The sequence below is a fragment of the Streptomyces tritici genome (genome assembly GCF_048500665.1).
GTDB classification, from domain to species: domain Bacteria; phylum Actinomycetota; class Actinomycetes; order Streptomycetales; family Streptomycetaceae; genus Streptomyces; species Streptomyces tritici.
This window is the reverse complement of record NZ_CP183183.1, coordinates 6333732-6346365: the sequence shown is the minus strand read 5'-3', so window position 1 is coordinate 6346365 and position 12634 is coordinate 6333732. Positions and strand designations below refer to the sequence as shown.

The window sequence follows — 12634 nt, the reverse complement described above, 5'->3', positions numbered from 1 at the left end:
CGTTCCCGCGTCTACGGAAGCTGCTGGCCCGGGTGGACGCCGGCCCGGTACTTGGGCAGCCGGACCGTGATCTTCATCCCGGCGCCCACCCCGGTCTCGATGACCAGCCCGTACGCGTCCCCGTACACCTGGCGCAGCCGCTCGTCCACGTTGCACAGCCCGACCCCGGACGAGGGCCGCTCCCCCGCCAGGATGCCGCGCAGCACCGCCGGGTCCATGCCGACGCCGTCGTCCTCGATGGTCACCACCGCCTCGGCGCCCTCGTCGCGGGCGGCGATGGTGACGCGGCGGACGCCCCGGGTGTCCTCCAGGCCGTGCTTGACCGCGTTCTCCACCAGCGGCTGGAGGCACAGGAACGGCAGGGTCACCGGCAGCACCTCGGGCGCGATCTGCAGGGTCACCTTGAGCCGGTCGCCGAACCGGGCCCCGGCCAGCGCCAAGTACTGCTCGATGGACTGCAGTTCGTCGGCGAGCCGGGTGAACTCGCCGTGCTTGCGGAAGGAGTAGCGGGTGAAGTCGGCGAACTCCAGAAGCAGTTCGCGGGCCCGCTCCGGGTCGGTGCGGACGAACGAGGCGATCGCGGCGAGCGAGTTGAAGATGAAGTGCGGGGAGATCTGGGCGCGCAGCGCGCGGATCTCGGCCTCGATCAACCGGGTGCGGGAGCGGTCCAGTTCGGCGAGTTCCAGCTGGACCGAGACCCAGCGGGCGACCTCCGTGGCGGCGCGCACCAGCACCGCCGACTCCTGCGCGCCGTAGGCGACCAGCGCGCCGAGGACGCCCTCCTCGCCGGTGAGCGGGGCGATCACCGTCCAGCGCAGCGGGCAGGCGAGGTCGTCGCAGCCGGAGGGCGCGCTGTGGCTGCGCCCGGAGTCGAGGACGGCCGCGACCTGCGCCATCACGTGCTCGCGGTGGTGGTCGCCGCCGGGCCCGTCCCAGGCGAGCACGGCCCCGCGGTCGGTCAGGCAGAGCGCCTCGGTGCCGAGCAGCGAGCGCAGCCGGCCGGCGGCCTTGCGCGCGGTGTCCTCGGTGAGCCCGGCGCGCAGCGGCGGCGCGGCCAGCGAGGCGGTGTGCAGGGTGTGGAAGGTGGCCCGCTCCACGGGGGTGCCGAGGTCCAGTCCGTCGCGGTCGCCGCGCCGGCCGGAGACCCGGCCGGCCGCGAACCCCACGGCCAGCAGCAGCACTCCGGCGACGGCAAGGGCCGCGTACCCGATCCCGCTCACCGCTCGGCCCTCTCCGCGCGCTCGTGCGGCGGCCGGTCGAGGAGGTCCTCCGGCAGGTGCAGACGGGCCAGGATCGCCGGGGTGCCCTGCGGTATCCGGTGCGGGGTCGCCAGCGAGACGAGGACCATGCTGAGGAAGCCCAGCGGCACGGACCAGACCGCGGGCCAGGCCATCAGCGTGTGCGGCCAGCCCTCGGGGGCGAGCCCCGCCCGCGTGGCCATCACGGCCGTCAGCGCCGAACCGCCGCCGAGCAGCAGCCCGGCGGTCGCGCCCGGCGGGGTCAGCCGCCGCCACCAGATGCCCAGCACCAGCAGCGGGCAGAAGGAGGACGCCGAGACGGCGAAGGCCAGACCGACCGCGTCCGCGACGGGGACCTTGCTGGCGAGCACGCTCGCGGTCAGCGGCACCGCCACGGACAGCACGGTCGCGAGCCGGAAGTGCCGCACCCCGCGGGACGGCAGCACGTCCTGGGTGATCACCCCGGCGACGGACATCGTCAGCCCCGAGGCCGTCGACAGGAAGGCGGCGAACGCCCCGCCGGCGAGCAGCGCGCCGAGCAGGTCGCCGGCGAGACCGCCGATCATCCGGTCCGGCAGCACCAGCACCGCCGCGTCGGCGGCCCCGGTGAGGGCGAGGTCGGGGGCGTAGACCCGGCCGAGCGCGCCGTACACCGGCGGCAGCAGGTAGAACGCGCCGACGAGGCCCAGCACGACGAGCGTGGTGCGGCGGGCGGCCCGGCCGTGCGGGCTCGTGTAGAAGCGCACGGCGACGTGCGGCAGGCCCATCGTGCCGAGGAAGGTCGCGAGGATCAGCCCGTACGTGGCGTACAGCTGGTGGCCGTCGCGGTCGCCGGCCAGCGGCTGCGACCAGCCGAGGGGGTCGTCCCCGGTGGCCGTCCGCTCCGGCACGGCGGCGCCCTCGGGGAAGGCGAGGGTGGTGCCGGACTCGATGCGGTGCGCGCCCGGGCGCAGCGTGGTCCGGCCGCCGTCGTACGCGGTGCCGTCGACCCGCCCGGTGACGTCGAGCGTGAGCGGTTCCTGAACCTCGACGCGCACGGTGTCGCCGAACCGTACGACGGTGTGCTCGCGGAACACGGCGGGCGCGTCGAACCGGGCCCGCGGGGCGTCGTCGCCGGCCCAGGCGGCGGCCAGGAACAGCGCGGGCACCAGCAGGGCGGTGAGCTTCAGCCAGTACTGGAACGCCTGCACGAACGTGATGCTGCGCATCCCGCCCGCCGCGACGATGCCGGTCACCACCAGCCCGACGACCAGGCCGCCGACCCAGTCGGGCGCGCCGGTGAGGATCTCCAGGGTGAGCCCCGCGCCCTGGAGCTGCGGCAGCAGGTAGAGCCAGCCGATGCCGACCACGAACAGGCTGGCCAGCCTGCGCACGTGCGGGGACTCCAGCCGGGCGTCGGCGAAGTCGGAGAGCGTGTACGCGCCGGAGCGGCGCAGCGGGGCGGCGACGAGGACGAGCAGCACGAGATAGCCGGCCGTGTAGCCGACCGGGTACCAGAGCATGTCCGGGCCCTGCAGCAGCACCAGGCCCGCGATGCCGAGAAAGGAGGCCGCGGAGAGGTACTCGCCGCTGATCGCGGCGGCGTTGAGACCGGGTTTGACGGTCCGGGAGGCCACGTAGAAGTCGGAGGTGGTGCGGGAGATGCGCAGGCCGAGGCCGCCGATGAGGACCGTGGCCACGGTGACGGCGGTGACCGCGACCACCGCGTACGTCTGGTTCACGGCCGGTTCACGTCTCGACGAGGCCGGTGAAGTCGCGCTCGTTGCGCTCGGCCCGGCGGACGTACCAGTGCGCCGTCGCCCAGATCACCGGGTACACGCCGACGCCGAGCGCCGCCCAGACCACGCCCTGCGGCGCGGGCAGCGCGAGCAGCAGCGGCAGCGAGCCGACGAGCAGGACCAGCGCGGCCAGTGCGGTGAGGGCGGCGCGCAGCTGGCTGCGCATCAGCGAGCGGACGTAGGTGTGTCCGATGGTGGTGTGCTCGTTGATCTCCGACCGCGCGGGCGGATGCCCCGGGGGCCGGCGCGCGGCGCGCGGCACTCCGGTGACGATCTCCCGGCGGGGCTGGGGCTCTGGCATCCAGCGGAGTCTACGCAGCGGTCCTCGGCCGGGACCAGGGGCCGTGACCGGACTGTTTCCGCCGGTCAGCCGCGCACGTGGCGCATGAGGAGGTCCCTGAGCTGACGGGCGTGGCGGCGGCTGACGGCCAGCTCGGCCGTCCCCACGCGGACGGTGGTCGCGCCGCCGTCCATGCGCAGTTCGTCGATCCGGTCGAGCGCGACGAGATGGCTGCGGTGGATGCGGACGAAACCGCGGGCCGCCCAGCGCTCCTCCAGGGTGGAGAGCGGGATGCGGACGAGATGGCTGGCGTCGGCGGTGTGCAGCCGGGCGTAGTCGCCCTGCGCCTCGACGTACGCGATGTCGCCGATGGGGACGAAGCGGGTGACGCCGCCGAGTTCGACGGGTATCTGGTCGGTCGGCGCGCCGGGCACGGTGCTCGCGTGGACCTGCTCGTGCACCCGCCGGACGGCCTCGGCGAGCCGTTCGCCGCGGACCGGCTTGAGCACGTAGTCGACCGCCTCCAGGTCGAAGGCCTGGACGGCGAAGCCCTCGTGGGCGGTGACGAAGACGATCAGCGGCGGGCGGGCGAAGCCGGCCAGGAGCCGGGCCACGTCGAGACCGGTGAGCCCGGCCATGTGGATGTCGAGGAAGACGACGTCGATGGCGTCCTCGCCGTCCGGGCCCGCCTCCAGCGCCCGGCCGATCCGCCGCAGTGCCTCCGTGGCGGCGGTGGCGCCCTCCGCGCTGCGCACCCGGGGATCGGAACGCAGCAGGTAGAGCAGTTCCCCGAGGGCCGGTTCCTCGTCGTCGACGGCCAGTACGCGCAGCATGGTGTCGGAGTGTAGGCGGCGGTGCGACGGTTGAGCACGGGGGCGGTCCGGTCCGTATTGCAAGGTGTGAGCGGAGTGAACGGGGCGGCCCCCGAGGGACACCGGGACGCGGCGGCGTACGCGCTGGGCGTACTGGAGCCCCAGGACGCGCTCCGCTGCGCCGAGCACCTGGCAGCCTGCAAGCCCTGCGCCCGCGAGCACGCGGCCTTCGCCGCGCTGGCGTCGGCCCTGGCGGAACTGGTCCCGCCGACGGAGCCGGCTGCGGGCCCGCCCCCGGTCACCGCCCGCGCGACGGTCCGGCGCAGACGCTGGGCGGCCCGCGCGGTGGCCTGGCCGTCGGTGGCGGCGGTGCTGGCGGTGGCGGTCCTCCTCGGCGACAGGACCCCGGAAGCGGTCCGCTTCACCACGACCGACCGCGCCACGGGCGTGACGGCCTCCGCCTCCCTGGAGGACCGCGGCTGGGGGGCGGAGGTGGGCCTGAAGGTGACCGGCCTGCGGGGCGTGTGCACCCTGTACGCGGTGGACGCCTCCGGCCACGAGCACCCCCTGGCCACCTGGCGCTCGGAGGCCGGCGAAGCCCCCGCGATCGAAACGGCGGCCCCGCTCCACCCCACGGACATCACCCACCTGACGGTCCGCGACGCAGCGGGAACCCACCTCGCGGACCTACGCCGCTGACTCCCGCGACCGACGGCCCGAAAAGCAGGGTGCGAGCGGCTGAGTCGGGGTGATAGGCAAGCGACGTGACTGAGACTCCCGCGTATTCCGCCCTGCTGCACCTGATCGACGAGCGGTCGGCCGCCTTCAGAAGCGCGGTCGCCGCCGCGCCCAGCCTTGACGCTCCGGTGCCGTCCTGCCCCGAGTGGACGTTGTTCGATCTGGTGCGGCACCTGGGTACGGGCCAGCGCTGGTGGGCCGCGATCGTCGCCGCGGGCCCGGCCGAGGCTCCGCCGGCCAAGGATGCCGCGGAGGTGCCGCGCGAGCGCGAGGCGCTGCTGGCCTGGTACGCCGAGTCGAACGAGCTCCTGCTGAACACGCTGCGCGAGGCCGGCCCGGAACGCGCGTGCTGGACGTGGTGGAGCGCCGGGGTGTCGCCGGCGAATGCCCGGGGCGTGGCCCGGCGCCGGGTGCACGAGGTGCTGGTGCACACGTACGACGCCCAGCTCGCGGCAGGCGCCGTCCAGCCGATGCCGGCGGACGTCGCGCTCGACGGCGTGGCCGAGTTCCTCGACACCTGCAACTCCACCCCGGCGGCCTGGCCGCACGAGCCCGCCACCATCCATTACCACGCCACCGAGGGCCGCTCCTGGCTCCTCACGCTGGACGGCACCGGCGCCTGGCCCGCACCCCTCACGGACGACGCCGCGCCCGCCTCCGCTTCGGCCACGGGCACGGCCGAGCAACTGCTCCTCTTCGTCTGGGGCCGCCTCACGCTGAACGACCTGAAGATCGAGGGCGACCACCAGGTGTTCGAGCGGCTGATCGCCTGGGAGCCCGAGGAGTGACCCGCCACCACCGGCGGACGGCCTCGACGCACCGACGACATTTGTACAAGACCGAGGTCCGGCAGCCCCGGCATCCTCCCGCGTATGGCTATCCACGACGTTCAGCATGTGCACGGGATGCACGTGACCCACGACGGCCCGCGGGAGGCGCCGCCGCTCGTGCTCATCCACGGGTCGGGGGCCTCGGGCAGCTCCTGGGGCCCGATCATGCCGGCACTGGCCGGCCGGCATCACGTCATCCGGATCGACCTCCCGGGCCACGGTCAGTCCCCGCCCGCGGCGTCGTACGACGTGACCGAGCAGGCGGCGAGGCTGGCCGAGGCGCTCGATGAACTCGGCCTTCGTCCGGTCACCGTGGCCGGGCACTCCAGCGGCGGGTACATCGCCACGGCCCTCGCCGAACAGCGCCCGGACCTGGTGGGTTCGCTCGCACTGATCAGCAGTGGCCCGAGTCCCGACGCTCTCCTGCCGCAGCCCGTCCTCCTTCGGGTCCTGATCGACCCGCCGCTCGGCCCGCTTCTCTGGAGAGTCCGTTCCGACGCGATGCTCCGCCGGGGGGTGACCGCGGTGTGCAACCGCCCGGTGGACGTCCCGGACGACCTGGTCGCCGACGTACGGGGCATCGGCTACCGCACGTTCAGGACGGTGCTGCGCCACAACGGCGCGTACATCGCCGAGAGGAGCGTACCCGCGCGCCTGACCGCACTCGACGTCCCTGTTCTGGTGATCTTCGGCGCTGCCGACCCTCGCTGGGATCCGTCTTCGGCGCACGACTACGACACGGTGCCGAACGCGCGAGTCGAGCAACTGCGCGACGTCGGGCACTTCCCCATGCTCGAAGCGCCGGAGGAGACGGCCGAGTTGCTGCTGCGCTTCGCAGAGACGGGCCGCTGACGCCCATCGCCTAGCCTGGTGCTGTGAAGTCCACCGCATCACCACCTGACTGGGCGTCGGTGGAGGTCGTCGTGCCCCGGCAGCCGGGTCGGCTGCCGGGGGTCAGCATGGCCGGCTTCCGCCTGAGTGCTCCGGCGCGCGCGGACATCGCCATGGTCGCGCACCCCTCGGTCACTCTGTTCGTGGACCTGAGCGACAGCCTCGTCTACGACGCCCACGGCCGGCGCGAAAGCGGCAGCGCGGTCGTCGGACTGGTACCGGGCGACCTTCGGCTCGGCGACCGGGCGGCCGGGGGGATCGAGTGCCTCCAGATCCGGTTGTCGCCGGTTCTGGCGGTCGCGGTGTTCGGCGCATCGACCGACCTCAGCGGGACGGTGGTCGCCCTGGAGGATGTCTGGGGCCGCGACGCCGGGCGAACCGAGGAAAGGCTGCGGGCCGCCGCGTCGTGGGACGAACGGTTCACGATCGCGGCGGATGCCCTCGGCCGACGGATGAGCGCCCGCCCGTCGCTCGATCCGGAGGTCGCCGCCGCCTGGTGGCTGATGCGCACCAGCCGGGGACGGGTGCGCGTCGACAGCCTTGCGAGCGAGGTGGGGTGGAGCCGTAAGCGCCTGTGGTCCCGCTTCCGGTCCCAGATCGGCCTCACCCCCAAGCACGCCGCCCGGCTGGTGCGCTTCGATCACGCCGCCCATCTCCTCGCGGCGGGTGACGCCGCCGCCCGGGTGGCGGCCGAAAGCGGCTACGTCGACCAGGCCCATCTCCACCGCGAGGTCAAAGCGTTCACCGGGCTGACACCCACCGCCGTGGCCGCTGCGCCGTGGCTCGCCATCGACGACGTCGCGTGGCCGACCTCGTTCGCTCCTACTTGAGAAGACGGGAAAGCCTTCGGTCGGCCAGCGGTTTGCCGCCGGTCTGGCACGTGGGGCAGTACTGGAGGGAGGAGTCGGCGAAGGAGACCTCGCGGATGGTGTCGCCGCAGACGGGGCAGGGCTCGCCCGTGCGGCCGTGGACGCGCAGGCCGCTCTTCTTCTCGGCCTTCAGGCGGCCCGCCGCGAGGCCGTGGGACCGGGTCACCGCGTCCGCGAGGGTGCTGCGCAGGGCCTCGTACAGCGTGGCGGTCTCCTCGTCGGTGAGGTTCTGCGTGGGCTTGAAGGGGGACATCTTCGCGGCGTGCAGGATCTCGTCGCTGTACGCGTTGCCGATGCCGGCGATCAGGCTCTGGTCCCGCAGGGCGCCCTTGAGCTGGCGGCGTTCGCCCTTCAGGAGCGTGGTGAAGGCGGCCAGGTTGAAGTCCTCCGCCAGCGGGTCGGGCCCGAGGCGCGCGACGCCGGGGACGTCGGCGGGGTCGCGGACGAGGTGGACCGCGAGGCGCTTCTGCGTGCCGGCCTCGGTGAGGTCGAAGCCGTCCCCACCGGTGAGCGCGACCCGCAGCGCCAGGGGGCCCTTGCCGGGCCGGGGCGTCCCGGAGGGCAGGACGTCCTTCCACTGGAGCCAGCCGGCCCGCGCCAGGTGGATCAGCAGGTGCAGTCCGCCGGCCTCGATGTCGAGGAACTTGCCGTGCCGCGCGACCGAGGTGACCTCGGCGCCCTCGACGGCGGTGAGCGGAGGGTCGTACGTCTTGAGCACGCTGATCGCGGCGGGCAGGACGCGGGCGATCTCCTTGCCCACGAGGTGGGCGTCGAGGAACTCGCGCAGTGCTTCGACCTCGGGCAGTTCCGGCATGTCTCCACCCTGCCGCACGGACGGTGCGACCGCTCTCCCCCGGCCTCCGGCCGGGGGTACCCCGCCCCTGTCATGCTCTGGGGCCCGGCACCCGGCTCAGGTTCCGGGGAGGATACGGCGCGTCTCGTAGGCCCACATCGCGATCTCGACCCGGTTGCGGGCGCCGAGCTTGGCCATCAGGCTCGCCAGATGCGTCTTCACCGTGCTGAGGCTGATGTGCAGCGCGTCGGCGATCTCGGTGTTGGTCAGCCCGCGGGCGACGGCGAGGAGCACCTGCTCCTCGCGGGCGGTGACGGGGGAGACCGGCTGGGCCGCGGGCCGGCCGGCGGGCAGGTCCGCGAACGCCTGGAGCAGACGGACGGTGACGCTGGGCGCGATGAGCGCCTCACCGTCGGACGCCGACCGTACGGCCTGGGCCAGAAGGTCCGGTCCCGTGTCCTTGAGGAGGAATCCGCGGGCGCCGGCACGCAGTGAGCCGTAGACGTACTCGTCGAGGTCGAACGTGGTGATGACGACCACGGCCAGCGGGTCGGCGACGCCCGGGCCGGCGACCAGCCGGGTGGCCTCGAGCCCGTCGAGCACGGGCATGCGGATGTCGAACAGGCAGACGTCGGGGCGCAGTTCGCGGGCCAGACGTACCGCTTCCCGTCCGTCGGCGGCCTCGCCGACCACCTCGATGCCGGGCTGCGCGTTCAGCATGATCCGCAACCCGGTGCGGATGATCGTCTGGTCGTCAGCGACGAGGACGCGAATGGACACCGCTCTCGCTCCTCGCTCTCGGCAGTTCGGCGTCGACATGCCAGCCCCGCTCGGTACCCGGGCCGGCTCGTAGTGTGCCGCCGAGCAGCGTCGCGCGCTCGCGCAATCCGGTAAGTCCGTATCCGTCGCGACCCCGGCCGGTGCGCCGGCCGTTGTCGCGCACGCTCACCCGCACCATGTGCCGTTCCGCGGCGACCCGGACGACAAGCTCGGTCGCGTCGACGGCGTGGCGCAGCGCGTTGGTCACCGACTCCTGCACGATCCGGTAGACGGCCGCGTCCACGGCCGGAGGCAGTGCGTCCAGTTCGCCGTCGAGCCCCAGGTCGACCCTGAGGCGACCACCCGGGGTGCGCACCAGGCGCTCCAGATCCGCGACTCCGGCAGGGGGCGCCAACTCGGCGCCGACCCCGCGGTCGCGCAAGGCGGCGACCATGGCGCGCATTTCCTCCAGCGTGCGCGCCCCTTCCTCCTCGACCCCCTCCAGCGCCTCGACGGCGGCGGACGGGTCGGCGCCCGCGAGCACCCGGCCCGCCTGGGCGATGATCACCATGGCCGAGACGTGGTGGGCCACCGTGTCGTGCAGTTCGCGGGCGAGCTGCTCGCGCTCGCGGGAGCGGACCTGCTCCAACTGCCGCTCGCGAGCGGTCACCCGGAACCGCACCGCGGCCCCGACCACGCCGGGCAGCAGCAGGAAGACGAAGCCCACGACCTTCTCGAAGACCGGGGTCCCGTCCGTGACGACACACAGCGCGCCGACCGCCATGATCACCGCGCCGCCCAGCACGATCTCGCGTCCCGACCCCCACCGGGGCAGCGCGTACACCAGCACGAGCACGACCGCGCCCGTGTACAGGCCGACGGGCTCGGGCGGTGCGGCGACGAGCGAGGCCACCGGAAGCAGGCTCACCGAGCCGAACGCCAGCGTCACCATCGCCAGCGGGCGGGTCCGACGCCAAAGGAGCAGCAGGCACAGCCATACGGCGAGCACCACCGCCACCGGCCGCCACACGACGTCCTCGCGCAGGGTGGCCTCCAGCACCACACCGGCAAGGCCCGCAGCGAGCAGCGCCCAGTCCCGCCACACCCGGGCGGGCGCGCCGGGCGGCCGGGGTTCGGTCCACAGGCTTCGCAGGTCGTCTCGGAGCACGGTTCTCAGCTTAGGGACCGCGCCGTGCCGCGCATCGGCCGAAAGGACGGGTCGTCACTCCGCCCCGGGGCCGACGGATCCGCGGCCCGCGGGCCGATGCCGCGGAGCGCCGTGGCGACGAGCCTCGGCATCGGCGGCCGTACAAGGACGGCCGACGAGGTGGTTGGAGGACCCCATGCTCTCGAAAGCCCTCTTGCGCCTGGGCGCAAGCGCCGCCCGCCATCCCTGGCGGGTGATCGCGGCATGGCTGGTCGCCGCCACGCTCGCCGTCCTCGCCGCCGTCGCCTTCGGGGGGCGGACCGCGGACTCGATGACCGCTCCGGGACTGGACTCCCAGCGGGCCGCGCAACTGATCGAGCGGGCCGGCACCGGCCAGGAAGGGATGACCGCCCAGGTGGTCGTCTCCCCCCTCGACGAGAATGCGACGTTCTTCGACAGCGGCAGTGCGCGCACCGCTCTCACACGGCTGCAGACCGAGGTGCGGCGGCTGCCGCACGTGCTCGGCACCAGCGACCCGGCGGGGGCCCTCGACGCGGGCGGGGACACCACCGTGCGCCGCGGGCTCGTCTCGGCCGACGGGCGGATCGCGGTCGTCCGGGTGCAGTACCCCGACCAGAGCCGGCTGTCGGCCGAAGACCTCGACGCCCTCGTCGATCTCGGCGACCGGCTGCGCGCCGAACTGCCCCTGCGCATCGAGATGGGCGGGAACCTCTTCTACGCCTTCTCCGACCCCGACGGCGGCGTGAGCGAGTTGATCGGCCTCCTGGCCGCGGCCGCGATCCTGTTCCTGGCGTTCGGTTCGCTCGTCGCCGCCGCGCTGCCGATCGGCATGGCGGTCTTCGGGCTGACCGTCGGGGTCGCCACGATGACGGTACTGGCGGGGGTCACGGACGTCCCCGCCTTCGCACCGGTCCTGGGCAGCATGGTCGGGCTCGGAGTGGGCATCGACTACGCGCTGTTCGTGCTCGCCAGGCACCGGGAGTACCTCGCGTGCGGGCTCGATCCGCGGGCGGCGGCCGGACGAGCGGTGGCCACGGCGGGGCGGCCGGTGGTCTTCGCCGGCGGCACCGTCGTCGTGTCGATCCTCGGCCTGGCGGTCGCGGACGTGCCGTTCATGACGGTGGGCGGGGTCGCCGTCTCGATCGTCGTCCTGATCATGGTGCTCGCGTCGGTGACGCTGCTGCCGGCCTTCCTCGGCGCCGCCGGCCCACGCCTGGCCCGGGCCGGCCGGATCGGCCGGGCTCTGCAGACCAGGAAGCCGGGCCGACTCGCACGGCGGCAGGCTCCGGCGGCAGGCGCCGCCCACGCCGCCGGGTGGCGCCGCTGGATCGGGCACGTCGGCCGGCACCCGGTGCCGTACGCGGTCGGCGCCGCGGCACTGCTGCTGACGGCGACGCTGCCCGTGCTCGGCCTGCGCGTCGGACTGCCCGACGACGGCTCGCTGCCCCAGAGCCGTACCGAGCGCCGGGCCTACGACCTCGTCGCCGAGGGATTCGGCCCGGGTACCAACGGTCCCCTCGTCATCGCCGCGGACCCCACCGGTGATCCGGGCGTGCTGGACCGGCTCGTCGGGGCGGTCGCGGCGGATCCGGGCATCGCATCCGTCGCGCCGACGCACATCGATCGGGCCACCGGCATCGCGACCCTCGTGGTGTTCCCGACCACCAGCCCTCAGGACAGGGCCACGGCCGACACCATCGCCCGGCTGCGCACCGACGTGCTGCCCACGGCGATCGGGCACGGCCCGGCCAGGGCCCACGTCGGCGGCGCCGCCGCGAGCCTGTCCGATGTCGGCCGACGCACCAGCCAACGCCTGCCGGGGTTCGTCGCCGCCGTGCTGGCGATGTCGTTCCTGCTGCTGATGCTGGTCTTCCGCTCGATCCTCGTACCGCTCAAGGCGGTACTGCTGAATCTGCTGAGCATCGGCGCGTCCTACGGCATCATGGTCGCGGTCTTCCAGTGGGGCTGGGGAGACACGCTCATCGGGCTGGAAGCGACGGTTCCGATCGTGTCGTTCATCCCGATGTTCCTCTTCGCCATCCTGTTCGGCCTGTCGATGGACTACGAGGTGTTCCTCCTCTCCCGCGTGCGCGAGGAGTACCTGCGCACCGGCGACAACGCCACGGCGATCGTGGAGGGCGTCTCGCGCACCGCCCGGATCATCACCTCGGCCGCCCTCATCATGGTGGCGGTCTTCCTGTCCTTCGCCGTCGCCGACGACCCCTCCACCAAGATGTTCGGGCTCGGCCTGGCCACCGCGATCCTCATCGACGCCACGGTCGTGCGCATGGTGCTGGTGCCGGCGACCATGACACTCCTCGGCCGGGCCAACTGGTGGCTGCCGAAGTGGCTGGACCGGCTGCTTCCCCGCGGCCCGGTCGGCACCGACGACACCCGCGCCGAATCCACGGGTGCGGCCCCCCTTCCAGGACGGGGATGAACCGCGGGCTGTCCGCTGGCCGACCTGAGGGACCGTCG

General features: G+C 73.7%; 12 protein-coding genes. 5 read left to right on the top strand and 7 right to left on the bottom strand.

Going from position 1 to position 12634, the window contains the following annotated elements; genetic code table 11:
- Positions 1-11: 11 nt before the first annotated feature.
- From ACNJ93_RS29110 to ACNJ93_RS29095, 4 genes are all read right to left on the bottom strand, one after another.
- Positions 12-1220 carry a histidine kinase gene (locus tag ACNJ93_RS29110; RefSeq protein ID WP_418960435.1) on the bottom strand — a complete coding sequence of 403 codons (1209 nt, stop codon included), beginning with the start codon at positions 1218-1220 and terminating at the stop codon, positions 12-14.
- Complete coding sequence (locus ACNJ93_RS29105) at positions 1217-2959, bottom strand: cation acetate symporter (protein ID WP_418960434.1); 1743 nt, start codon at positions 2957-2959, stop codon at positions 1217-1219. Before ACNJ93_RS29105 ends, ACNJ93_RS29110 begins: the two co-directional genes overlap by 4 nt.
- A 7-nt stretch (positions 2960-2966) precedes the next feature.
- Positions 2967-3317 (bottom strand): hypothetical protein, encoded by a 351-nt coding sequence (locus ACNJ93_RS29100; RefSeq protein WP_418960433.1) that lies wholly within the window; start codon positions 3315-3317, stop codon positions 2967-2969.
- A gap of 65 nt (positions 3318-3382) precedes the next feature.
- The gene (locus tag ACNJ93_RS29095; protein WP_418960432.1) at positions 3383-4129 is read right to left on the bottom strand and encodes a LytR/AlgR family response regulator transcription factor; all 747 of its coding nucleotides are present in this window, start codon (positions 4127-4129) and stop codon (positions 3383-3385) included.
- 75 nt (positions 4130-4204) lie between these two features.
- Between ACNJ93_RS29095 and ACNJ93_RS29090 the strand changes: the two genes are divergently transcribed.
- The 4 genes from ACNJ93_RS29090 to ACNJ93_RS29075 all read left to right on the top strand — a co-directional run bounded on the left by ACNJ93_RS29090 (position 4205) and on the right by ACNJ93_RS29075 (position 7397).
- Entirely contained in the window at positions 4205-4807 is a 603-nt protein-coding gene (locus ACNJ93_RS29090) for a hypothetical protein (RefSeq protein WP_418960431.1), read from the top strand.
- Positions 4808-4872: 65 nt separating this feature from the next.
- Positions 4873-5634 carry a maleylpyruvate isomerase family mycothiol-dependent enzyme gene (locus ACNJ93_RS29085; protein WP_418960430.1) on the top strand — a complete coding sequence of 254 codons (762 nt, stop codon included), beginning with the start codon at positions 4873-4875 and terminating at the stop codon, positions 5632-5634.
- A gap of 84 nt (positions 5635-5718) precedes the next feature.
- Positions 5719-6528 carry an alpha/beta fold hydrolase gene (locus ACNJ93_RS29080; protein WP_418960429.1) on the top strand — a complete coding sequence of 270 codons (810 nt, stop codon included), beginning with the start codon at positions 5719-5721 and terminating at the stop codon, positions 6526-6528.
- A gap of 23 nt (positions 6529-6551) precedes the next feature.
- Entirely contained in the window at positions 6552-7397 is an 846-nt protein-coding gene (locus ACNJ93_RS29075; RefSeq protein ID WP_418960428.1) for a helix-turn-helix domain-containing protein, read from the top strand.
- Here the strand turns inward: ACNJ93_RS29075 and ACNJ93_RS29070 are convergent.
- From ACNJ93_RS29070 to ACNJ93_RS29060, 3 genes are all read right to left on the bottom strand, one after another.
- Positions 7390-8250 (bottom strand): Fpg/Nei family DNA glycosylase, encoded by an 861-nt coding sequence (locus ACNJ93_RS29070; RefSeq protein ID WP_418960427.1) that lies wholly within the window; start codon positions 8248-8250, stop codon positions 7390-7392. The genes ACNJ93_RS29075 and ACNJ93_RS29070 overlap by 8 nt on opposite strands.
- Positions 8251-8346: 96 nt before the next feature.
- Entirely contained in the window at positions 8347-9009 is a 663-nt protein-coding gene (locus ACNJ93_RS29065) for a response regulator (protein ID WP_147977719.1), read from the bottom strand.
- Positions 8984-10156 carry a sensor histidine kinase gene (locus ACNJ93_RS29060; protein WP_418960426.1) on the bottom strand — a complete coding sequence of 391 codons (1173 nt, stop codon included), beginning with the start codon at positions 10154-10156 and terminating at the stop codon, positions 8984-8986. Before ACNJ93_RS29060 ends, ACNJ93_RS29065 begins: the two co-directional genes overlap by 26 nt.
- A 175-nt stretch (positions 10157-10331) precedes the next feature.
- On the opposite strand from ACNJ93_RS29060, the gene ACNJ93_RS29055 reads away from it, so the two are divergent.
- Positions 10332-12596, top strand: coding sequence for an MMPL family transporter (locus tag ACNJ93_RS29055; protein ID WP_418960425.1), 2265 nt, complete (start codon positions 10332-10334; stop codon positions 12594-12596).
- The last annotated feature ends 38 nt before the right edge of the window (positions 12597-12634 follow it).